This is a genomic window from Conexibacter stalactiti, from assembly GCF_033542075.1.
GTDB lineage: Bacteria > Actinomycetota > Thermoleophilia > Solirubrobacterales > Solirubrobacteraceae > Conexibacter > Conexibacter stalactiti.
On sequence record NZ_JAWSTH010000020.1, the window covers coordinates 24,716 to 45,923 of the forward strand.

At 72.0% G+C, this 21,208-nt stretch carries 21 protein-coding genes; 5 read left to right on the plus strand and 16 right to left on the minus strand.

From position 1 onward, the window contains the following. Window positions 1–2: 2 nt before the first annotated feature. The 11 genes from xerD to R7226_RS09995 all read right to left on the minus strand — a co-directional run bounded on the left by xerD (window position 3) and on the right by R7226_RS09995 (window position 11,869). A complete protein-coding gene (gene xerD / locus R7226_RS09945; protein WP_318596950.1) occupies window positions 3–953 on the minus strand; it encodes a site-specific tyrosine recombinase XerD in 951 nt (316 codons plus the stop codon). Window positions 954–1,027: 74 nt separating this feature from the next. Beyond that, a complete protein-coding gene (locus tag R7226_RS09950) occupies window positions 1,028–1,567 on the minus strand; it encodes an NUDIX hydrolase (protein ID WP_318596951.1) in 540 nt (179 codons plus the stop codon). Continuing rightward, window positions 1,564–2,619, minus strand: coding sequence for a DUF3866 family protein (locus R7226_RS09955; protein WP_318596952.1), 1,056 nt, complete (start codon window positions 2,617–2,619; stop codon window positions 1,564–1,566). Before R7226_RS09955 ends, R7226_RS09950 begins: the two co-directional genes overlap by 4 nt. After that, window positions 2,613–3,767 (minus strand): M20/M25/M40 family metallo-hydrolase, encoded by a 1,155-nt coding sequence (locus tag R7226_RS09960; protein WP_318596953.1) that lies wholly within the window; start codon window positions 3,765–3,767, stop codon window positions 2,613–2,615. Before R7226_RS09960 ends, R7226_RS09955 begins: the two co-directional genes overlap by 7 nt. Continuing rightward, a complete protein-coding gene (locus R7226_RS09965; RefSeq protein ID WP_318596954.1) occupies window positions 3,764–5,467 on the minus strand; it encodes a CTP synthase in 1,704 nt (567 codons plus the stop codon). Before R7226_RS09965 ends, R7226_RS09960 begins: the two co-directional genes overlap by 4 nt. Continuing rightward, window positions 5,460–6,293: a hypothetical protein gene (locus R7226_RS09970; RefSeq protein ID WP_318596955.1), complete on the minus strand. Its 834-nt coding sequence runs from the start codon at window positions 6,291–6,293 to the stop codon at window positions 5,460–5,462. The genes R7226_RS09965 and R7226_RS09970 overlap by 8 nt, the downstream gene beginning before the upstream one ends. Before the next feature lie 38 nt (window positions 6,294–6,331). Next, window positions 6,332–7,189 (minus strand): copper transporter, encoded by an 858-nt coding sequence (locus tag R7226_RS09975; protein ID WP_318596956.1) that lies wholly within the window; start codon window positions 7,187–7,189, stop codon window positions 6,332–6,334. 57 nt (window positions 7,190–7,246) lie between these two features. Next, complete coding sequence (steA, locus tag R7226_RS09980) at window positions 7,247–8,419, minus strand: putative cytokinetic ring protein SteA (protein ID WP_318596957.1); 1,173 nt, start codon at window positions 8,417–8,419, stop codon at window positions 7,247–7,249. Window positions 8,420–8,472: 53 nt separating this feature from the next. Further along, window positions 8,473–10,143, minus strand: a complete 1,671-nt coding sequence (gene recN, locus R7226_RS09985; RefSeq protein ID WP_318596958.1) for a DNA repair protein RecN — start codon at window positions 10,141–10,143, stop codon at window positions 8,473–8,475. Between the two features lie 68 nt (window positions 10,144–10,211). Beyond that, complete coding sequence (locus R7226_RS09990) at window positions 10,212–11,078, minus strand: NAD(+)/NADH kinase (RefSeq protein ID WP_318596959.1); 867 nt, start codon at window positions 11,076–11,078, stop codon at window positions 10,212–10,214. Continuing rightward, on the minus strand, window positions 11,075–11,869 hold the full coding sequence (locus tag R7226_RS09995) for a TlyA family RNA methyltransferase (protein WP_318596960.1): 795 nt from the start codon (window positions 11,867–11,869) through the stop codon (window positions 11,075–11,077). The genes R7226_RS09990 and R7226_RS09995 overlap by 4 nt, the downstream gene beginning before the upstream one ends. 131 nt (window positions 11,870–12,000) lie before the next feature. On the opposite strand from R7226_RS09995, the gene R7226_RS10000 reads away from it, so the two are divergent. The 3 genes from R7226_RS10000 (at window position 12,001) to R7226_RS10010 (ending at window position 15,484) form a co-directional block, all read left to right on the plus strand. Continuing rightward, complete coding sequence (locus tag R7226_RS10000) at window positions 12,001–12,342, plus strand: hypothetical protein (protein WP_318596961.1); 342 nt, start codon at window positions 12,001–12,003, stop codon at window positions 12,340–12,342. 165 nt (window positions 12,343–12,507) lie between these two features. Beyond that, window positions 12,508–13,917 (plus strand): glycoside hydrolase family 6 protein, encoded by a 1,410-nt coding sequence (locus R7226_RS10005; RefSeq protein WP_318596962.1) that lies wholly within the window; start codon window positions 12,508–12,510, stop codon window positions 13,915–13,917. 145 nt (window positions 13,918–14,062) lie between these two features. Beyond that, complete coding sequence (locus R7226_RS10010; RefSeq protein ID WP_318596963.1) at window positions 14,063–15,484, plus strand: glycoside hydrolase family 6 protein; 1,422 nt, start codon at window positions 14,063–14,065, stop codon at window positions 15,482–15,484. Window positions 15,485–15,605: 121 nt separating this feature from the next. On the opposite strand, the gene dxs is transcribed toward R7226_RS10010, so the two are convergent. The 5 genes from dxs to efp are packed head-to-tail and all read right to left on the minus strand — an operon-like array spanning window position 15,606 to window position 19,640. Then, on the minus strand, window positions 15,606–17,552 hold the full coding sequence (gene dxs, locus R7226_RS10015) for a 1-deoxy-D-xylulose-5-phosphate synthase (protein WP_318596964.1): 1,947 nt from the start codon (window positions 17,550–17,552) through the stop codon (window positions 15,606–15,608). Beyond that, on the minus strand, window positions 17,549–18,436 hold the full coding sequence (locus R7226_RS10020) for a polyprenyl synthetase family protein (RefSeq protein WP_318596965.1): 888 nt from the start codon (window positions 18,434–18,436) through the stop codon (window positions 17,549–17,551). The genes dxs and R7226_RS10020 overlap by 4 nt, the downstream gene beginning before the upstream one ends. After that, window positions 18,433–18,654, minus strand: a complete 222-nt coding sequence (locus R7226_RS10025; protein WP_318596966.1) for a hypothetical protein — start codon at window positions 18,652–18,654, stop codon at window positions 18,433–18,435. The genes R7226_RS10020 and R7226_RS10025 overlap by 4 nt, the downstream gene beginning before the upstream one ends. Next, a complete protein-coding gene (gene nusB / locus R7226_RS10030) occupies window positions 18,651–19,070 on the minus strand; it encodes a transcription antitermination factor NusB (RefSeq protein WP_318596967.1) in 420 nt (139 codons plus the stop codon). The genes R7226_RS10025 and nusB overlap by 4 nt, the downstream gene beginning before the upstream one ends. A gap of 9 nt (window positions 19,071–19,079) precedes the next feature. Next, on the minus strand, window positions 19,080–19,640 hold the full coding sequence (gene efp / locus R7226_RS10035) for an elongation factor P (protein WP_318596968.1): 561 nt from the start codon (window positions 19,638–19,640) through the stop codon (window positions 19,080–19,082). Window positions 19,641–19,728: 88 nt separating this feature from the next. Here efp and R7226_RS10040 point away from each other — a divergent pair, with 88 nt between their 5' ends. Both R7226_RS10040 and R7226_RS10045 read left to right on the plus strand, forming a co-directional pair. Then, the gene (locus tag R7226_RS10040; protein ID WP_318596969.1) at window positions 19,729–19,998 is read left to right on the plus strand and encodes a helix-turn-helix domain-containing protein; all 270 of its coding nucleotides are present in this window, start codon (window positions 19,729–19,731) and stop codon (window positions 19,996–19,998) included. Window positions 19,999–20,079: 81 nt separating this feature from the next. Beyond that, on the plus strand, window positions 20,080–20,985 hold the full coding sequence (locus R7226_RS10045) for a phosphatase PAP2 family protein (RefSeq protein ID WP_318596970.1): 906 nt from the start codon (window positions 20,080–20,082) through the stop codon (window positions 20,983–20,985). Window positions 20,986–21,208: the final 223 nt, after the last annotated feature.

Genomic DNA, 21,208 nt, shown 5'->3' on the forward strand with positions numbered 1-21,208 from the left:
GGCTAGCGAAGCTGCGCGCGCGGGTGCGCGTCGAAGTACACGTCCCGCAGCCGGTCGGCCGAGAGGTGCGTGTAGATCTGCGTCGTGGCGATGTCGGCGTGGCCGAGCATCTCCTGCAGCGAGCGGAGGTCGCAGCCGCCGGCGAGCAGGTGCGTGGCAAAGGTGTGCCGCAGCGTGTGCGGGCTCATCTTGTCGCTCAGGCCGGCGCTTCTGGCGTGGCGCTGGACGATCTTGTAGAGCCCCTGGCGCGTCAGGCCCTGCCCCCGCTGGTTGACGAAGACGCGCTTCTCCTCGTTGACGCCGACGAGGATCGGACGGCCGCGCAGCAGGTAGAAGCGCAGCGCCTCGAGCGCCTTCGAGCCGATCGGGACGAGCCGCTCCTTGCTGCCCTTTCCGTTGGCGCGCAGGACGCCGTCCTCGACGTCGATCTCGTCGAGCTGCATGTCGACCGCCTCGGAGGCGCGCAGGCCGCAGGCGTACATCAGCTCCAGCAGCGCGCGGTCGCGCAGCGCGGCGGGATTCGTCCCTCTCGGCTGTGTCAGCAGCTGCTGGACCTCGTCGCGGCTGAGCACCTTCGGCAGCCGCTTGCCGCGCGGCGGGCCCTTCAGCTCGGCCGTCGGGTCGCGGTCGAGGATCTCCTCGCGGCGCAGGTGACGGTAGAACGAGCGCAGGCAGGCCACCTTGCGCTGGACGGTCGTGGCCGCGGCGGGCGCGCGGCCGTCGCCGCCCTGCGCCAGCGCGCCGACGAAGGCCGCGAGATCGCTGTGGTCGACGTCGAGCGCGTCCTTGCCGGCGCGCTGCAGGAACGCGCCGTACTGGAGCAGGTCGGAGCGATACGCCTCGAGCGTGTTGCGGCTCAGGCCGCGCTCCAGCTCCAGGTACGCGATGAAGTCGAGCACCAGGTCCTCGAAGGAGCCGGTGCGCAGCGGTTCGATCAGCGGCGTCGTCGTCATCGACACCGTGGTTCCACCCCCGGGCGGCGGCTCCTGCCGCCGCAACGAAGCGCCCAGCCTCGGGCGGCTGTGCGCTACGCCGCGCGCAGCCGCCGCCGCTGGAGCAGCAGCAGCCCGATCAGCGATTTCGCGTCCTGGCATGCGGCGATCGCGTCGTCGAGGCGATCGAGCGGCCACGGGACGATCTCGATCCGCTCGTCCTCCTCGACATCCGGCTGCGGCACGTCGCGCAGGCCGCTCGCGTAGAACAGCTCCAGACGCTCGTCGCTGAAGCCGCAGCTGGTGAAGAAGCCCTTCAGCGGCTCCCACCGCTCGGCCGCCTTGCCGATCTCCTCGGCCAGCTCGCGCCTGGCGGTCTCCAGCGGCGGTTCGCCGACGACGTCGAGCTTCCCGGCGGGCAGCTCCAGCAGGTCGCCGACGCCGCAGATCTCGCGCGGCTGGCGCACGAGCCAGACGTGCTCGTCGTCGACGGCGACGATCGCGACCGCGCCCGGGTGGTGCATGTTGTCGCGCTCGACGACGGCGCCGTCGGCATGACGGAATCTCTCGACCCGGACCTCGACGACGTGACCCTTCCAGATCGTCTCCTGGCCGAGCTTCTCGAACTCCGTCACGGCAACATCCCTCCCAGCGTCGCGCCGGCCGCGAGCGCGGCGGCGAAGAACGGTCGATCCTGGTCCAGCGACCGTCCCATCGTGCGCGCGGGCAGTCCGCTGGCGGCATAGCCGTCGAGCTCGGCGTGGGCTTCGTGGACGACGTGGCCGCGCTTCCGCGCGACGGCGAAGCCGGGGTCGGTCGCGCCGATCGGCACCGGCACGGTCACCGGCGCGAGCAGCAGCTCCAGCACCGTGCGCGTGTGGTGCGACAGGCCCTGGTGGCGGGGGCGCGGGTCGCCGGCCGACATGCGCGCGACGAGCACCGTGCGGCAGCCGAGCGCGAGCGCCGCGTGGGCGCTGTCGAGCCCGACGATGCCGCCGTGGCCGAGCGCCGAGCCTGAGCCGAGGATCCCCGGTCCCGGGCCGACGAGCGCGACCTCCCAGCCCTGGGCGGCGATGCCGTCGTGAATCGCGCCGGCGGTCGTGATCGCCTCGTCACGGCCGCCGTAGGCCGCGCCCGCGGTCGTGTGGCCGGCGAGCAGGCCGCGCTCCAGCAGCTCCCGCACCGTCCCCGACATCGCCCCCGGCAACGCGCCGCCGGCCGTCTGCACGTAGCCGACGCGCGTTCCCGGCCGTGCCTGGCCCAGCGCCCACGCGACCGGGGCGAGGTGGCCGTGCAGCGGGAAGACGGCGACAGGGGCGCGCAGCGGGAGGTCGTCGAGCGCGTCGGTCGCGGCGTCACCGGGCGCGGTGTCGTCGCGCTCCTCCACCGGCCGCACGGCGTGCTGCAGCGGGCTGTAGTTGAGCTTCATCACGTGCGCGCCCGGCAAGCTCTCGCCGTCGAGGCCGCGCGTGAGGTTGACGTGGACCACGTCGAAGCCGCCGGAGCCGAGCGCGAGGTCGCGCGCCTCGACGTTGACGACCACCTCGTCGCCGTCGGCGCACTCCCCCACCGTGCCGACGTCGGCGACCGCCGGACGCGGTTCGCCGTCGACCTCGGCCGTCAGCCGCTGCCAGCCGCCCTCGGGTGCCAGCACGCTCAGCACGATGCCGCGGCGGAGCTTCAGCACAGCACCGTCGCCGCCTCGCCGACGAGCGTCAGAGCGACGTCGAGCATCCCGTCGAGTGCGACGACGGCGACGCGCTCGTCGACCTGGTGGGCGCGCTCGGTGCCGTTGGCGAGGTTGAGGCACGGGAAGCCGGCGGCGATGAAGGCGTTGGCGTCCGAGCCGCCGCCGGAGACGATCCGCCGCGGCACGTAGCCGCAGGCGTGCAACGCCGCCTCGGCCGCGACCAGCTGCGGCGCCGACGGTCTGACCCTGTAGCCCTTGAAGAGCTGCTCGACGGTCACGTCGACGTCGCACTCGGCGGCGTTGGCGCCGTCGTGGATGTGGTCGACCAGCTCGGTCACGAGCGCCTCGACCTTCGTCTCGTCGAGCGAGCGGGCCTCCGCCTCGACGCGGCAGGCGTCGGGCACGACGTTGATCCCCGAGCCGCCGCGGATCGTGCCGACGTTGGCGGTCGTCTCCGCGTCGAGCCGGCCGAGCGGCATCGCCGTGATCGCGCGCGCGGCGGCCGCGATCGCGCTGCGGCCGTCCTCCGGACGGATCCCGGCGTGGGCCGCGACGCCGTGGAAGTCGGCCGTCAGGCGGTGGTACGTCGGCGAGGCGACGATCACCTCGCCGATCGGCGTCGCGTGGTCGAAGACGTAGCCGAAGGCGCTGCGCAGCTGCGCGACGTCGAACTGCTTGGCGCCGGCGAGCGCGTACTCCTCGCTGACGGTGAACAGCAGCTCCAGCCCGACCGGCGGCGGCTCGGCGACGGCGCGCCGGGCGACCGCGAGGATCACCGCGACGGCGGCCTTGTTGTCGGCGCCGAGGATCGCGTCGTGGCGGTTCTCCCAGCCCTCGTCGACCAGGACCGGCTCGACCGGCGCGGTCAGCGGGACGGTGTCGAGATGGGCGCAGAGCAGGATCGACGGGCCGGTCGGCGCACCGGCGATCTCGTCCCGTGAGGGCACCCGCGCCAGCAGGTTGCCGGCGTTGGCGCCGACGGCCGCGCCGGCGTCGTCCTCGAAGACCTCCAGGCCGAGCCCGCGCAGCTCCGCGCTCACGCGGTCAGCGCAAGCCCGCTCGTTCCCGTACGGGCTCTCGATCGCGCACAGCTCGGCGAACAGCTCGCCAAGCCGCTCCCGCTCCCCCGCGTCGGCCCGCCTCACGCGGTCGGAACGCCCGAGCCGTTCGCGAGCGATCCGTCGTGCGCCTCGCCGCCCGCCGTCCCGCGCGCCTGCGCGCGGTCGAGCGCGGCGCGCACGAAGCCGCGGAAGAGCGGCGCCGGCCGCTGCGGCCGCGACTTGAACTCCGGGTGGTACTGCGAGGCGACGAAGAAGGGATGCTCCTCGACCGGCAGCTCGACCGCCTCGACCAGCTGGTCGTCGGGCGAGGTGCCCGAGCAGATCAGCCCGGCCGCCTCCAGGCGGCGGCGGAGGTGGTTGTTGACCTCGTAGCGATGGCGGTGGCGCTCGTAGATGACCGCCTCGCCGTACAGCTCGCGGGCGCGCGTGCCCTCGTGCAGCTTGACCGGGTCGGCGCCGAGCCGCATCGTGCCGCCGAGGTCGGAGATCTCCTTCTGCTCCGGCAGCAGGTCGATCACCGGGTAGGGCGTCTCGGGGTCGAACTCGGTCGAGTTGGCGCCCGGCATGTTCGCGACGTGGCGGGCGAACTCCGCGACCGCCACCTGCATGCCGAGGCAGATGCCGAGGTACGGGATGCTGTCCTCGCGCGCGACCTGAGCGGCGCAGATCTTGCCCTCGATCCCGCGGCCGCCGAAGCCGCCTGGGACGAGCACGCCGTCGGCCTGGTTGAGCCGCTCGCGCGCCGCGTCGGTCTCCAGCTGCTCGGAGTCGATCCAGTCGACGTCGATCTGCGTGCCGTGCTCGATGCCGGCGTGCTTGAGCGACTCGACGACGGAGAGGTAGGCGTCCTCGAGCTTGATGTACTTGCCGACGAGCGCGATTCTGACGCGCTGCGTGGCACCGACGGCACGGCCGGTCATCTCCTCCCAGCCGCCGAGGTCGGGCGCCGGGGCGTCGGTGATGCGGAAGTGGTCGAGCACGAAGTCGTCGATCCCCTGCTCGCGGTAGACGAGCGGGACGCGGTAGATGTGGTCGACGTCGACCGCCGAGCCGATCGCCTCGACCGGCAGGCCGGCGAACAGCGCGATCTTCTTGCGGATGTCCTTGCTCAGCAGCGACTCCGAGCGGCACAGCAGCATGTCGGCGCCGATGCCGATGCGGCGCAGCTCGTTGACCGAGTGCTGCGTCGGCTTCGTCTTCAGCTCACCCGCGTGGCCGATGTACGGCACGAGCGTGAGGTGGATGTACATGCAGTTGCGGCGGCCGACGTCGGACGGGAACTGGCGGATCGCCTCCAGGAACGGCAGCGACTCGATGTCGCCGACGGTGCCGCCGATCTCGGTGATGACGAAGTCGACGTCGCTGGCGTCGGCCATCAGCTTGACGCGCTGCTTGATCTCGTCGGTGATGTGGGGGATCACCTGGACGGTGCCGCCGAGGTAGTCGCCGCGGCGCTCGCGCCGGATCACCGAGTTGTAGATGCCGCCGGCGGTCACGTTGGAGCCGCGACGGGCGTTGACGTCGGTGAAACGCTCGTAGTGACCGAGGTCGAGGTCGGTCTCGGCGCCGTCCTCGGTGACGAACACCTCGCCGTGCTGGTACGGCGACATCGTGCCCGGGTCGACGTTGATGTACGGGTCGAGCTTCTGCAGCTGGACGGTGAAGCCGCGCGCCACCAGCAGCCGGCCGATCGACGCCGCCGCGATCCCCTTGCCGAGCGAGGACACCACGCCCCCGGTCACGAAGATGAAGCGGGTGGTACCGCTTGTGGGGGCGTCAGGCATGCGGGGCGTTCCTTCCGATCGAGTCTAGATGACGCAGGAGTGGGGTCCGCTCGATCAGCGCCGAGAGGGAGCGGAACTCACCGTAGACGGTCAGTGCGAGGACCACGGCGAGCGCGATCGCCTGGCCGGTGGTGCCGAGAGTCAGAATCAACCACAATCCGGCGAGGCCGCCGATCAGGTTCGCGCCCGTGTCGCCCAACATGGCGCGCTCGCGCAGGTCGTAGAGGCCGGCGACGAGCACCGGCGCGGCGAACAGGCCGAGCGCCTCCAACGGGGCGGCGTCCCAGGCGCCGAGCGTCAGCGCCGCGGCGAGCAGCACGAAGCCCTTCGCGGAGCGGCCCGGGCGCAGGTCGAGCAGGTTGAAGAGGTTGGTCGTCAGCACGAGCAGCGCGACGGCGAGCAGGTACCTGCCGTCGTCGTACCCCTGCCCGCTCAGCACGAAGAGCGCGAGACCGAGCGTCCCGACCGCCTTCAGCGCGCCGGTGCTGAAGCCACCGCGCAGGACGGCTGCCCCGTGGCCGCGCCAGCCGCGCGGTCTGCCGGCGAGCAGGTCGTCGATCAGGCCAAGCAGCGCGACGCCGAGCGCGAAGGTGACGACGAGGCCCGTCTGCGGCGCGAACAGGTCGGCGTCGGCGAGCTGCTGCAGCAGGGCGAGCGGCACGAGCGCGACGATCGCGGCGGCGACGATCGCGACGCCGCCGGGAAACGGCAGCTGCCCGCCGCGGTAGTTCTCGCGCGTCAGCCCTTCCTCCGAGAGGTGGCGCAGGATCGACGGCGTCACGATGATCGCCGTCGCCAACGCGACGAGGGTCGGAAGGGCTTGCACGTGGAGAGAAGGTAGCGGCAGCGCCGGACGAAGGTGCGCTACAGGACCGGGGGCAGCCGGCCGCCGTCGGCCGTCGACTTGACGCCGAAGTGGCCGCGCTCGCCGGCGAGCGCGAAGACGAGCGCGGCGCGGCCGAGCGGATCGTCGAGGTCGTCGACGCTCGACATGTCCTGCTGCTTGAACCAGTCGACCTGCGACGGATCGGCGTCAGTCGTCTCGACGCCGACGACGGGGACGTTGTCGACGCGCAGGCCGCGGATCAGGCCGTGCTCGAACTCCTCGACCGCCTTCGCCTCCTCGGGATCGTCGAATCTGCGCTCGTCGCGCACGATCACGACGCCGTCGGCGCCTTCGAGCGTGCCGCTGCCCTGGTCCAGCAGGTCGTCGCGGACGCTCTCCAGCAGCTCGCCGCCCTGCGTGAACTGGATCCCCATGCGGGTCCCGAACGGGTGCACGAGCGACGGGTCCTCGGCGATTCTCTCGTAGCGCGTGCCCTTCGCGGCCTTGCCGATCCGCTCCAGGTCGAGCGGCTCGCGGATGACCGAGACGGATGCCAGCCTGGCGCCCGATCCCTGCAGCGCGCTGCGGGTCAGGTCCCACATCTTGTCCGAGGAGCCGCCCAGCTCGATCAGGGCGATTCTCATCCCCTCCAGGCGGCCGTCGACGAGCGCCGGGTAGGCGTCCTCCTCGAAGACGCGCCGCTGCTCCAGCTCGTCTCGCGCGTCGTCGCGCTCCTGCTGCGCCTGGCGCACGTCCTTGCGCAGCGAGTCGCGCACCTCTCTCTCGGCGCTGGAGACCAGGCCTCTGTCGCCGACCGCGACGCCGAGCAGCAGCCCGATCACGAGCGCGAGGAAGACGGCGACGAGCGACAGTGCGTGGTAGCGGAAGCTGAGCATGCGTGCGGGTGGGAGTCTGGGCGATCCGGGGTCGGGGCGGGTACGGGCGGGGCGGCGCTAGGCGTCGATGCCGAGCAGGACCTGCAGCTTCAGCCACAGCAGGTCGGCGACGTCGTGCAGCGCGGGCGTGAGGAGGATGACGACGATCAGCGCGACGACGCCGGTCGCGGCCAGCAGCAGCACCGGGGCGAGGCCCGGCTGCGGTCTGTAGAGGCGGCTGACGCCCTTCGCGTCGACGAGCAGCTCGCCGATCCGCAGACGTGTCAGGAAGGTCGACGCCATCCCCTGGCGGTTCTTGTCGAGGAACTCGACGAGGTTGAAGTGGGAGCCGACGGAGACGATCAGCTCGGCGCCCTTCTCGGCCGCGATCAGCATCGCGATGTCCTGGCTGGTGCCGGGGGCCGGCACGATCTTGTAGTCGAGCCCGAGCGACTCGAGGTAGTTGCGGCCGGGGGCGCGGCCGTCGGAGTAGGCGTGGACGACCAGCTCGGCGCCGGATCGCAGCGTCGGCTCGGTCGCCGAGTCCATGTCGCCGACGATCATGTCGGGCTTGAAGCCCTCGTCGATGATCGCGTCGGCGCCGCCGTCGACGCCGACGAGCACCGGCTTGACGTCACGGATGTAGGCGCGCAGCGCCTTGATGTCGCGCTTGTGGTCGACGCCGCGCACGACGATCAGCACCGGGCGGTCGCGGAAGTCGGTGTCGAAGGTCGGCAGCTCCAGCTTGCCGGAGAGCAGGTCCTGCTCCTCGATCATGTACTGGACCGTGTTGGCCGCGAACGCCTCCAGCGCGTCGCCGATCTCGCGCCGGCGCTTCGCCGTCAGCGCATGGACACGCTCGGGCTCCTGCCGTTCGCCCTCGGCCATCAGCTGGTCGCGCCGCCATACCTGGCCGCCTCTGAGGACGACCGGGTCGCCGTCGCTGAGGCTGTCCATCAGGTCGGCGCCGGGCGCGTCGATCAGCGCGATCCCGGCCTGCACGAGCAGCAGCGGCCCCATGTTCGGGTAGCGGCCGCTCGACGACGGCGAGCAGTTGACGACGCCGGCGATCCCGCAGGCGACGAGATCTTCACCAGAGACGCGGTCGAGGTCGCGATGATCGATGATGGCGATGTCGCCGGGCCGCAGTCTCTTGACGAGGTGCTTGGTGCGCCGTCCGATCCGGGCGATGCCGGAGACCTCGCTGCTGGCCGCGTCGTTCTGCGACGCGGTGGGGGGAAAGACGGCCACGTCCACCCCATTCTACGGGTGGCGCACGACGACGCTCCCACCTGATTCTGGCGTTAGGCGGCCTTCAGCAGCTCCTTAGCATGGCGCCGCGCTGCTCTGTCGGTCTCGTCGGCTCCGAGCATCCGCACCAGCTCGCCGACGACGGCTGCTCTCGGCAGGTCGGTGACGGTCGTGATCGCCGTGTCGGTCGAGCCGTCCTTCGCGATCCGGAAGTGGCGCTCGGCATGCGCCGCGACCTGCGGCAGGTGCGTGATGCAGAGCACCTGGCGGCCGGCCGCCAGCGCCCGCAGCTGCGACCCGACCGCGCGCGCGGTGTGGCCGCCGATGCCGGCGTCGATCTCGTCGAAGACGAGCAGCCCGGCGCCGTCCTGCACGTCGGCGTTGGCGACGCCGAGCAGCGCCAGCATCACGCGCGAGGTCTCGCCCCCGGACGCCACGTCGCGCAGCGGCCCGGCCGGCACGCCCGGGTTGGCCGCGATCAGCAGCTCGACGGTGTCGCCGCCGGTCGCGTTGGGCTCGTCGCGCTCCGACAGCGCGACCTCGAAGGTCGCGCCGGCCATCGCCAGTTCCGCCAGCCGCTCGCGGACCCTCTCCGCCAGCGCTGGCGCGGCCTCCTCGCGCGCCGCCCGCAGCTCGCGCGCGACAGCGTCGAGACGCCCGCGCGCCTGCTCCAGCTGGGCGCGCGTCTCCTCCAGCGCCGCCTCGGCGCCGGTCAGCTCGTCGCGGCGCGCGCGGCACTCGTCGGCGTGCGCGAGCACCGCCGCGATCGTGCCGCCGTGCTTGCGCTCCAGCCGCTGCAGCGCCGTCAGCCGCTCCTCCACCTCGTCGAGCCGGCCGGGCTCCCCCTCGACCCCCTGCTCGTAGCCGCGCAGCTCGGTCGCGAGGTCGTCGGCCTCCAGCGCCAGCGCCCGGTAACGCTCGATCAGCGGCTCCAGCTCCGGATCGACTCCGGCCATCCCGTCGAGCGCGGCGACGGCGCCGGCCAGCAGCGCGCTGGCGCCGCTCTCCCCGCTGTCGGGCATGATCGCCTCGGCGCCGGCGATCGCCGCGCCGCGCAGCCCCTCCAGGTGGCGCAGCCGCTCCGCCTCGCGCTCCAGCTCAGCCTGCTCGGCCTCGCTCGGGTCGACCTCCTCGATCTCGCGCAGCTCGTACTCGAGCAGGTCGAGCTCGCGCTCGCGCGCGCCGCCGATCGCGCCGAGCTCCTCGGCCCGCCGCTTCAGCGCGCGCAGCTCCGCGTGCGCCGCTGCCGCCCGCGCACGCAGCTCGCGCTGCGCCGGGCCGCAGAAGCCGTCGACGATCTCCAGCTGCGCGGAGGCGAGCATCAGCCTGCGGTGCTCGTGCTGGCCGTAGAAGGCGAGCAGCTCGCCGCCGATCTCACGCAGCTCCGAGACGGTCGCCGAGCGGCCGTTGAGGTAGGCGCGCGTGCGGCCGTCGGCCCATACCCGCCGCGCCAGCACCAGCTCCTCGGCGTCGTCGGGCAGACGCTCGCCGAGCGCCTCCCGCAATCGCGACGGGAAGTCGAAGACGCCCTCGACGTACGCCTCGGCGGCGCCCGGCCGCACGATCCCGCTGCGCGCCTTGCCGCCCAGCAGCAGGTCGAGCGCATGCGCCAGCATCGTCTTGCCGGCGCCGGTCTCGCCGGTCAGCACGTTGAGCCCGGGCCCGAGGCGCAGCTCGGCCCGCTCGATCAGCAGGAGGTTCTCGACACGCAGCTCGTGAAGCATGCGCGGGAGTGCATCAGAGCCGTCGGACGGAAAAGCGAACGCGCGTTCGGGCGAACGCGCGTACGGCCTCAGTGCCCGCTCGCCAACCGCCCGAACTTCTCGCGCAGGCGGTGGTAGAAGCTCGCGTCCTGCGCCTGCGCCAGCGACCCGACGTCGTGGCGGAAGCGGGCCGACAGCGCCCCGCCGGGCAGCAGCTCGCAGACCGGGCGGCCGTCGATCGAGACGTCGACCGGCTCCTCGCGCGAGCGGTTGCGGATCGTGATCGGGTCGGCCGGCGCGACGACGAGCGCGCGCGCCGTCAGCGAGTGCGGCGCGATGTAGGAGACGGCCAGCCCCTCCACGCCCCACGCCATCACGGGGCCGCCGTTGGCGAGGTTGTAGCCGGTCGAGCCGGCCGGCGTGGCGACGACGAGCCCGTCGCAGCGGACGCGCGCGACCTCCTCGTCACCGACCTCGACCGCCAGGTCCGCGACGCGCAGCCCCTGCTGGCGCTGGAACGAGACGTCGTTCATCGCCAGCCACTGCCCGCCGCCGCTCTGCGCCTCGATGCCGGGCAGCGACAGCACCTCGAAGTCGCCGGCGAACGCTCTGCGCAGGCCCCGGCCGACGTCGTCGTCGGGGTCGACGGTCGCGAGGAAGCCGACCTCGCCGAAGTTGACGCCGAAGACCGGAACCCCCGTGCGCGCATAGGCGCGCAGACCGTGCAGGATCGTGCCGTCGCCGCCGAGCACGACGCAGATGTCGGCGTCGGGCGACGGTGGCGCGTCGACCTCGATCCCCGGCTCCGCCTGGAGGCTGTGCTTGATCGTCTCCTCGGGCGAGAAGCGCAGCGTGTAGCCGGCCGCGCGCGCGGCCGCGACCAGCTCGCCGAGCGCGGCGCTCGTCTCCGTCGGGCGACGGTGCGTGAAGACCGTCGCGACCTTGCGCTCACTCATGGCTCTACCTCTCGGGCCGCCGACTCCAGATCCGCGAGGGCGCCCGGACGGGCGCCTTCCGCGAGCCATACGAACGTCTCTCTGTTGCCCTTCGGGCCTGGCAGCCCCGAAGAGACGTAGCCGAGCACCGCGGCGCCCAGCTCCTGCGCCGCCGCGCCGACGGCGATCAGCGCCGCGCGGCGGTCGGCGGCGTCGCGCACGACCCCGCCCTTGCCGACGCGCTCCCGCCCGACCTCGAACTGCGGCTTGATCATCATCAGCGCGTCGAAGCGCGCGGCGGTGACCGCGAGCACGGCCGGCAGGATCTTCGTCAAGGAGATGAACGACACGTCGGCGACGACGAGGTCGGGCGCGTACGGCAGCTGGTCGCGCTCCAGCCGGCGCGCGTTCGCGCGCTCCATCACGGTCACGCGCTCGTCGGTGCGGACCTGCCAGTGCAGCTCGCCGTAGGCGACGTCGAGCGCGACGACGTGGGCGGCACCGCGCTGCAGCAGGCAGTCGGTGAAGCCGCCGGTGGAGGCGCCGACGTCGAGCGCCTGGCGGCCGGCCACCTCGAGCGCGATCCCGTCGAGCGCGTTGGCGAGCTTTCTGCCGCCGCGGGAGACGAACGCCGGCGCCGCGGTCACGTCCAGCTCGACGTCGGCGGGGACGAGCTGGCCGGGCTTCTCCGCACGGCGGCGGTCGCCGCCGATCAGCACTTCGCCCGCGAGCACGGAGGCGGCCGCGCGCGAACGCGAGGCGAAGACCCCTCGCTCGGCGAGCAGCGTGTCGAGTCGGATCTTCGTCGTCACCGCGCAGACACGGTACCGGGACGGGGACCCGGTGCGGTCACCAACTGGTGTCAGCGCTCCACTGCACGGTCGCGTGCATGTGAGGACCCTCACAGTCAACGGACGCCGAAATCCCCACCATCGACGGCACTATGACTGCTCTGCGACCCCTCTCACTCTCGCTTCATGGCGCGTTCGAGCTGCTGCTCGGGGTGCTGGCGCTGGTCGCTCCCTTCGCGCTCTCCTTCACGCCCGCCGGAACCGTCCTGTCGGTCCTGATCGGCGTCCTCGCGATCGGCCTGGCGCTCGACACGACCGCGCCGCGCGACGTCACCGCCCATCAGGGCTTCGACTACGCGCTCGCGATCGGCGCGGTGCTCGTCGCGCTGCCGCTGGCGCTGTCGGCCGACGCGGCCGCCGCGCTCGTGCTGGCGGCGATCGGCGTCGCGCAGCTGGCGCTGACGGCCGGCACGCGCTACAGCGTTCGCGGCTGACCCGGGGACCCTTGCGGGGGCGGCGGGGGATCTCCCCCACGCGCTCTCACATGCGCTGGTAGACGATCCGTCCGTTCGTTGACCGTGTCGCTCATGTGGCGGCGCTCCCGGCCGATCTCCGGGGAAGTCGCACATCCCGTCCCCGCCGTCCCCTCCCCGCCTCCCATGTCCAGAACCCTGTTCCGACTCGCCGCAGCGGTGTTCGCCGTCCTGCTGCTCGCGCCGGCTGCCGCATCCGCCGCCGGCACCATACGCCTGACCTCCGACCGCTACACGGTCAACGAGGGCGACGGCGACGCCGTCATCACCGTCGTGCGCGACGACACGAGCGAACGCGGCGAGATCCGCTACGACGCCTACTACGACCGCAGCGCCGAGGCCAACCAGGACTGGAAGCCGGTCCAGGGCAGACTCGACTTCGCGCCCGGCCAGGCCGAGGCGGCCTTCCGCATCCCGATCGTCGACGACTCGATCGTCGAGGGCCCGGAGACGGTCAAGGTCGGCATCTACGGCCCGTACAACGCCCGTCTCGGCGAGCCCAACCGCGGCATCCTCACGATCATCGACAACGACGCGGTCGGCACGCCCGACCAGCGCGACCTCGTCAACCCGCTCGGCCTGCCGGTCGCGCCGACGAACGGCAACCCGCTCCAGGGCGCGCGCTTCTTCGTCGACAGGGAGTGGGGTCTGGCGCAGATGGCGATGAAGAAGCACCGTCGCTCCAAGGGCGTCCAGAAGCTCAGCGTGATCGCTGACCAGCCCGAGACGAAGCGCTTCGGCACCTGGACGAAGGCGCCGCGTCACGAGATCGCGACCTACCTGCAGCGCGTCCAGGCCGAGGACGCCGGCGCGATCCCGCTCGTCGCGACGTACCGCCTCAAGCACCTCGAGTGCGGCGGCGTCTCCGACTCGCCGGCCGACGTCGCCTCCTACAAGCACTGGTACGACGAGTTCGCCAAGGGGATCGGCAACCAGCCGATCGTGCTCTTCTACGAGATCGACGCGCTGATCACGATGAAGTGCCTCTCCGGGGCCGGCCGTGCCGCCCGCATCGACGAGGTCACGTACGCGATCGACGCGCTCTCCAAGCTGCCGCGCGCGGTCGTCTACGTCGACGCCGGCAGCGGCCTGGCACACGGCGCCAACTACATCGGGGCAAAGCTGCGTCAGGTCGGCGTCCACAAGATCCAGGGCTTCTTCACCAACGCGACGCACCAGAACAGCACGCTGAAGGAGATCAAGTACGCCCGCCAGCTCGTCAAGCTGACCGGCGGCAAGGCCCACTACGTGATCAACACGTCGAGCAACGGCCAGGGCCCGGACGTGCCGAAGGATCGCGTCAAGGACGGCAACTCCTACCGCTGCAACTCGCCGTTCAACGGCCTCGGCCCGAAGCCGACCTCCGACGTGCCGGCGAAGTTCAAGGGGCTCGACGGGCTGATCTGGATCGGCAACCCCGGCCGCTCCGCCGGACCGTGCGCGCTCAAGATCTACAGAAAGGTCCCGCCGACCGGCACCTTCTGGTTCGACTACGCGCTCAAGCTGATCCGGAACGCCGACTTCCGCATCAGCTGACGCTCAAACACTCGCAATCGTCGTCCAAACCGCCCCATCGCTGCCCAGCGGTGGGGCGGTTTGTCGTTAAACGGACATTGATGCCCGACGGACGCGGGTAGCTTCGATGCGAACTCCCCCGCGACGACTGGGAGGCCGTCGACCGATGTTCCGCTCCGCGCATGTCCCCATACGCCTGCTGCTGCTTGCTGCCACGGCGGTGCTGCTGCTGTTCCTGCTCGCGCCGCGCGCCGCCTCCGCGGCCGGCGTCGTCCACCTGACCTCGACGACGTACACGGTGAACGAGGGCGCGGGCAGCGCCGTCATCACCTTCGAGCGGACGACCGCCGCCACGCGCGGGGAGGTCCGCTACGGCGCCTGGCACAGAAGCGCGCAGCAGTTCCAGGACTACAAGCCGGTCAAGGGCCGCGTCGACCTCGCGCCCGGCCAGACGCAAGGCTCCTTCTCGGTCCCGATCGTCGACGACCCGCTCGTCGAGGGCAGAGAGACGATCGCGGTCGGGATATTCGGGACCTACCCGGAGAGAGTCGGCAGACCCGATCGCGCGATCCTCACGATCGAGGACAACGACGCGATCTCGACCGACCCGCGCGACGCCGCCAACCCGCTCGGCCTCAACCCGGCGCCGACCGACGGCAACCCGCTGACCGGGGCGACCTTCTACACCAACCCGTCGCAGACGATCGCCGGCACGTATGCCAAGCGCATCCGCAAGAGCAACCCGGGCGCGGCGCAGCAGCTGGCCGCGATCAGCTCGCAGCCGGAGTCCAAGCGCTTCGGCAGCTGGAACGACCGCCCCGGCTACGTCGTCGCCAAGTACCTCGCGCAGGCGTTCCACGACGATCCGAACGCGATCCCGCTGCTGGCGACCTACCGCCTGCGCCACCTCACCTGCCATCGCGTCAGCGACTCGGCGAAGGAGGCGGCGGCCTACAAGCGCTGGTACAGCGACTTCGCCAACGGCATCGGCAACCAGAGAGTGGTCATCTTCTACGAGATCGACGCCCTCATCACCGCGCCGTGCCTGTCGGGCAGAGGGCTCGCCGTGCGGATCAGCGAGATGCGCTCCGCGATCGACTCGCTCTCGAAGCTGCCGCACGCGGTCGTCTACGTCGACGCCGGCGCCAGCGACGCCCACCATCCGAGATTCATCGCCTCGCTGCTGCGCAAGGTCGGCGTCCACAAGATCCAGGGCTTCTTCACGAACTCGACGCACCACAACAGAACGACGCTCGAGGTCAGATACGCCAACGGGCTCTCACGCGCCACCGGCGGCAAGCACTACGTGATCAACACGGCCGTCAACGGTAAGGGCTCGCTGCGGCCGAGAGACAGAGTCCGCTACGGCAACTCGATCCGCTGCAACCCGCCCGGGCGCGGCCTCGGCCCCAGACCGACCTCCGCGGTGCCGCCGCAGTACCCGCTGCTCGACGGCGTCTTCTGGATCGGCAATCCGGGCCGCTCGGCCGGCAACTGCGGCACGTCGCGCAACGCGCCGCCGACCGGCACCTTCTGGCTCAGATACGCGCTGATGCTGATCAGAAACGCCGACTACCGCATCCGCTGACGACACCATCTCGATCCGCCTGGCGGCGTCCTCGATCGCTCATGGGCTGGCGCCCGGGCACCGCGGACGAAGTCCGTGGTCGCTCACTGCGTCCTTGCCAGCCGAACCGATCTGGCGCCCGTCAGGAGGCTGCGGTGGTGCGCGTGCCCACCGCCGCCAGCACCCGCTCCGCGATCGCGGCGCCGGTGTAGCCGACCTCCTCGTGCAGCAGCGCGGGCGCGCCGTGCGTGACGTAGCGGTCGGGCAGGCCGACGCGCATGATCCGCGCGGCGATCCCGCTGTCGGAGAGCGTCTCCCACACGCCGGTGCCGAAGCCGCCGGCGAGCACGCCCTCCTCGACGGTCACGAGCAGCTCGTGCTCGGCCTGGAGCTGGGCGACGAGGCCGGTGTCGATCGGCTTGGCGAAGCGCGCGTCGGCGACCGTCGCGACGATCCCGTGCTCGGCCAGCAGCGCGGCCGCCTCCTGCGCCTTGCCGACGCCGCTGCCGTAGCCCAGCAGCGCGACCTTGCCGTCGCCCTCCTGGAGGATCTCGCCGCTGCCGATCTCGATCAGTCTCGGCTCGGCCGGGAGCGGGACGCCGACCGCCTCGCCGCGCGGATAGCGCAGCGCGACCGGGCCGTCATACGCGAGCGCGGTGTGGAGCATGTGGACCAGCTGCGCCTCGTCGCGCGGCGCCATCAGCACGATGTGCGGCAGCGGGCGCAGGTAGGCGATGTCGAAGACGCCGTGGTGGGTCGGCCCGTCGTCGCCGACGAGGCCGGCGCGATCCATCGCGAGCACGACGTCGAGTCTCTGCAGGCAGACGTCGTGGACGATCTGGTCGAACGCGCGCTGCAGGAAGGTCGAGTAGATCGCGGCGACCGGCTTGCAGCCCTGCAACGCCAGGCCGCTGGCGAACAGCAGTGCCTGCTGCTCGGCGATGCCGACGTCGAAGTAGCGCTCCGGCAGCTCTCTCTGGAGGATGTTGAGACCGGTGCCGGAGTTCATCGCGGCGGTGATCCCGATCACGCGCTCGTCACGGCGGCACTCCTCGACGAGCGCCTCGCCGAAGACCTGCGTGTACTGCGGCGGCTTCGGCGGCGCGGCCGCGGCGCCCGGCTTGACGACCGGGGCCGGCGCGGGCGCGCCGTTGGCGATCGAGTTCGGCTTGGCGGCATGCCACTTCTCCATGCCCTCCAGGCCGCCCTCCTCGGCCGGCGCGAAGCCCTTGCCCTTGACCGTCGCGACGTGCACGACGACCGGGCGCTCGGCCGCGATCGCCTCGCTCAGCGCCTCGCGCAGCATCGACACGTCGTGACCGTCGACGACGCCCATGTAGGCCCAGTCGAGCTCCTCCCACAGCAGTCCGGGAGCCCAGAAGGCCTTGATCGACTCCTTCAGCTGCGGCCCGAGGTGAGCGAACCGCTCACCGATGCCGGCCGGCAGCTTCGTCAGGAACTCCTCGCCGCCCTCGCGCGCCTTCCACAGCTTCGGGTTGAGCCGGACGCGGTTGAAGTAGCGCGACAGCGCGCCGACGTTCGGCGAGATCGACATGCCGTTGTCGTTGAGCACGACGACCATCGGGGTGCCGAGGCCGCCGGCCTGGTGCATCGCCTCGAAGGCGACGCCGCCGGTCATCGAGCCGTCGCCGATCACGGCGACGACGTTGCCGTCCTCGCCCTGGCCGTGGCGCATCGCCTCCTTGAGACCGACCGCGTAGCCGATCGAGGTCGAGGCGTGGCCGGCGCCCATGATGTCGTGCTCGGACTCCTCGATCGCGCAGAACGGCGTCAGGCCGCCGTACTTGCGGATCGTCGAGAGCTGGTCGCGGCGGCCGGTGAGGATCTTGTGCGGATAGGCCTGGTGGCCGACGTCCCAGAGGATCTTGTCGCGGGGCGAGTCGAGCACCGAGTGCAGCGCGACGGCCAGCTCGCACGTGCCGAGGTTGGCGCCGAAGTGGCCGCCGATCTCCCCCACGGTGTCGATGATGTGCTCGCGCACCTCCTGCGCGAGCTGCTGCAGCTGCTCGTCGGAGAGGCCTCTGAGGTCCTCTGGACCGTCGACGCGCGGGAGGATCGGTTCGCTCATGACGTTCGCGTGTAGATGAAGTCGGTGATCTGAGCCAGCTCGCCGGCGCCGCCGGGAGCGGCCGCAGCCAGTGCGGCACGGGCGTTGCGATGCGACTCGGCGGCCAGCTCGCGGGCGCGGTCGAGCCCGAACTCGCTCACGTACGTGCGCTTGCCGAGCCGTTCGTCACTGCCCTGCGTCTTGCCCAGCGCGTCGTCGGTTCCGACGACGTCGAGGATGTCGTCGACGATCTGGAACAGCACTCCAAGCTCGCTTGCGAAGCTGCGGAACGCATCGATTGTCGCACGTGACTGCGACGGAGCGAGCAGTAGCGGGCACATGATCGAGGCGCCGATCAGCCTGCCCGTCTTCAGCGCGTGCAGATGACGCAGGCCCGCGGCGTCTCGTGCGGCGTCGGTCACGTCCAGGTACTGCCCGCCGACCATGCCGTTCACGCCGGTTGCGGCCGCCAGCTCGCGAACGGCCGCGAGGATCGCCGCCGGTTCGCCCTGCTGGTGGTCGAGCACGTGCCGGAACGCCTCCGCGTAGAGCCCGTCGCCGGCGAGGATCGCGACGTTCTCGCCGAATGCCTTGTGACAGGTCGGTCTGCCGCGACGCAGGTCGTCGTCGTCCATCGCGGGCAGGTCGTCGTGGATCAGCGAGTAGGTGTGGATCAGCTCCAGCGCCGCCGCGATCGGCAGCACGCGCTCGGCCGGCTCGCCGATCGCGCGGGCGGTCGCGAGCGCGAGGACCGGGCGGATCCGCTTGCCGCCGGCCAGCAGCGAGTAGCGCATCGCCTCCTCGAGCCCCTCGGCGTCGGCCGTCTCGGCGTCCGCGAAGGTCAGCTCAGCGAGGTACAGCTCCACCTGGCGGCGGAGCTCTTCGGGGTACTCGTCGGTCGTCATGCCTGGTGGGTGGGGAGCGTCGTCTGGCCCGGCGGCGGCGGGTCGGCGGCCGTCCGCACGCGGCGGTCGAGCTCGTTGGCGGCGTCGCCGGCGAGGCGCGCGCACTCCTCCACGAGGCGGGCCGCCTGCTCAGGCTCGAGGTCGCCGCCGCGCAGCTGCGCGGCCGCCTCCTCGAGCTGGCGGCTGAAGTACTCGAGCTGGTCGATGTTTCCGCTCATCGTGTCTTCTCACCGTTTACGGCTTGGCTGGCGCGCAGGATCGCGGCGAGCACGCCGTTCACGAAGCCTGGCGCCTCGGCGCCGCAGTACGACTTCGCCGTCTCGACGGCCTCGTCGATCGCGCCCTCGGGCGGGATCGAGCGCTCGGCCGGCACGTCGGCCGGATGCAGCATCTCCAGCAGCGCGACGCGCAGGATCGAGCGCTCCAGCGGGGCGATCCGCGACAGCGTCCAGCCCTCTGAGTGGCGGCTGATCAGCTCGTCGAACTCGGGCTGACGCGCGAGCGCGGCCTTCGCCAGCGCCCGCGTGAACGTCGCCGCGTTTCTCGGCAGGGTGTCCTCCAGCGGCCGACCGGTCAGGTCGTGCTGGTACAGCGCGAAGACCGCCTCGCGTCGTTGGTCGCTTCGGCGAGCCACGACGGGCCGCTACGCGCGCGACACGTAGTCGCCGGAGCGGGTGTCGACCCGCACCTTGTCGCCGATGTTGACGAACAGCGGGACGTTGATCTGAGCGCCCGTCTCCAGCGTCGCCGGCTTGGTGCCGCCGCCGGAGGCCGTGTCGCCGCGCAGGCCGGGCTCGGTCTCGGTGACCTCGAGGTCGACGGCGCTCGGCAGCTGGATGTCGGCCGGGACGCCGTCGATCGACAGCAGGTCGACCTCGTCGCTGGCCTTCGTCCAGCGCAGCGCGTCTCTGAGCGCCACGGCCGGGATCGCCGACTGCTCGAAGCTCTCGACGTCCATGAAGTGGGCGTCGGACTCGTCGGAGTAGAGGTACTGCATCTTGCGCACCTCGGTGCGGACCGAGCGGAACTTCTCCCCTGCACGGAACGTCTTGTCGATCACGTTGCCGTCGCTGGTGCGACGCAGCTTCGTGCGCACGAAGGCCGGCCCCTTGCCGGGCTTGACGTGCTGGAACTCGACGACCTTGAAGATCGTCCCGTCCACCTCGATGTGGTTGCCGTTCTTGAGCTGGTTCGTGCTGATCACGCAGGTGATTGTAGGGCGGGCGGGGGCGCGTGGCGCCCCGGCGCGGTTCGGGGGCGTTCCGTCCGACCCGGCGTCGAACATACGTTCGATGCTGATCGCCACTCGCCCGACCCCTCCCGCCGAACGGCGCGCCTTCGGGCTGGCGGTGCGGGAGCTGCGGGCGCGGCGCGGGTGGTCGCTCGCCGACCTGGGGGCGCGGACGCTCGTACATGCCGCGTATCTCGGCGCGGTGGAGCGGGCCGAGGTCGAGCCGGGGCTGCGCACGATGACGCGGATCGCCGAAGGGCTCGGGATGCCGTTGTCGGCGCTGGTCGCGCACAGCGAGGCGCGGCTGCTCACGTGCGCGCGGCTGCGATGAGCCGCGGCGGCGCCGGGCTTGCGGGCGGGCGAGTGGTGACGGCGCCGCGCGGCTAGCCTGGATGCGGTGGTGCGCGGTCGCATGAACCCTCTCCCCTTGCTCGGGCTCGCCGCCGGCTGCACGCTCGCGGTCGTCGGGACATACGCCCTGCTGGTTCGGACCAACCGCGGCCAGCGGATCGACCAGGGCGCCTTCGACGGCCGCGCGCTCGCGACGACGACCGCGCACGACGCCGCCCAGCAGCTGCTGACGACGATCAGCATCGGCACGCTCGCGCTGGCGCTGCTGGTGCTCGTCGCGCAGGCACTGCTGCGCGGGCGGATCGCGCTGGCGCTCGTCGCCGGCACCGCGATCGGCGGCGCGGTGATCACGACCCAGGTGCTCAAACGGGTCCTGGAACGGCCCGACCTGCTGCTTGACGGTCGCCTGTACGAGAACAGCTTCCCCAGCGGTCACGTCACGATCGCCTTCGCCGTCGGCGTCGCGGCGACGCTGGTCGCCCCCGTCCGCGCGCGCCGGCTCGTCTCTGTGCTCGCGGTCGCGTACGGCTCAGCCGTCGGGATCGCCGTCGTCGCCGCCGGCTGGCACCGCCCGAGCGACGTCGCCGGGGCGTTCTTCGTCGTGACGGCATGGGCGGCCGTCGCCGGGCTCGCCGACGCGCTGCTGGAGCGGCGCCGCGCCGGAGCGTCGAGCTGGCCGCAGCCGGGCGTCGCGCGCAGCTATCTGCTGCTCGGCGGGGCGCTGATCGTCGCCGGCTACGCGGTCACGGTCGCGATCGTCGCCGCCGGCCGCGCGGGCGCGATCGAATGGACGGCCGTCAACGGCGCCTTCGCCGGCGCCTGTGTCGCCGTCGCCGGCCTCGCCGCGCTGCTGATGGCGGCGCTGCTGTCCGCACTGCGCGCGACGCTGCCGACGCGGTCGCGCGTGCCGGCCCAGCGCGCTGGCACGCGGTCAGCGCCGTCCGCTCGCCGCCGCGCGGCGCGCTGAGCTGCGGCGCCTCCTTCACGTCGCCGATGGGCGCCTCGCGTCGGCGGGCGAGCGACGGCGGCCGTCGCGTGCTGGTGCTCAAGCGGCGGGCGAGTGACGGCGGCCATCGCGGGGTGAGTCGGGCGGGTTCGGCGGTGGATGCGGGAGATCCCGCCGGCCGCTGGACGGTTCCTGGACGCGGCACTGGACGTCCAGGACGAAATCGCCCGTGCGTCCAGGGAAT

What these genes read in the sequence shown, in the direction of transcription:
- R7226_RS10020 (WP_318596965.1), bottom strand. Translation starts at nt 18,436, where the DNA reads ATGACGACCGACGAGTACCCCGAAGAGCTCCGCCGCCAGGTGGAGCTG.
- R7226_RS10000 (WP_318596961.1), top strand. Translation starts at nt 12,001, where the DNA reads ATGACTGCTCTGCGACCCCTCTCACTCTCGCTTCATGGCGCGTTCGAG.
- dxs (WP_318596964.1), bottom strand. Translation starts at nt 17,552, where the DNA reads ATGAGCGAACCGATCCTCCCGCGCGTCGACGGTCCAGAGGACCTCAGA.
- R7226_RS10025 (WP_318596966.1), bottom strand. Translation starts at nt 18,654, where the DNA reads ATGAGCGGAAACATCGACCAGCTCGAGTACTTCAGCCGCCAGCTCGAG.
- recN (WP_318596958.1), bottom strand. Translation starts at nt 10,143, where the DNA reads ATGCTTCACGAGCTGCGTGTCGAGAACCTCCTGCTGATCGAGCGGGCC.
- R7226_RS10045 (WP_318596970.1), top strand. Translation starts at nt 20,080, where the DNA reads ATGAACCCTCTCCCCTTGCTCGGGCTCGCCGCCGGCTGCACGCTCGCG.
- R7226_RS10010 (WP_318596963.1), top strand. Translation starts at nt 14,063, where the DNA reads ATGTTCCGCTCCGCGCATGTCCCCATACGCCTGCTGCTGCTTGCTGCC.
- R7226_RS10040 (WP_318596969.1), top strand. Translation starts at nt 19,729, where the DNA reads ATGCTGATCGCCACTCGCCCGACCCCTCCCGCCGAACGGCGCGCCTTC.
- xerD (WP_318596950.1), bottom strand. Translation starts at nt 953, where the DNA reads ATGACGACGACGCCGCTGATCGAACCGCTGCGCACCGGCTCCTTCGAG.
- R7226_RS09990 (WP_318596959.1), bottom strand. Translation starts at nt 11,078, where the DNA reads ATGAGTGAGCGCAAGGTCGCGACGGTCTTCACGCACCGTCGCCCGACG.
- R7226_RS10005 (WP_318596962.1), top strand. Translation starts at nt 12,508, where the DNA reads ATGTCCAGAACCCTGTTCCGACTCGCCGCAGCGGTGTTCGCCGTCCTG.
- R7226_RS09975 (WP_318596956.1), bottom strand. Translation starts at nt 7,189, where the DNA reads ATGCTCAGCTTCCGCTACCACGCACTGTCGCTCGTCGCCGTCTTCCTC.
- R7226_RS09965 (WP_318596954.1), bottom strand. Translation starts at nt 5,467, where the DNA reads ATGCCTGACGCCCCCACAAGCGGTACCACCCGCTTCATCTTCGTGACC.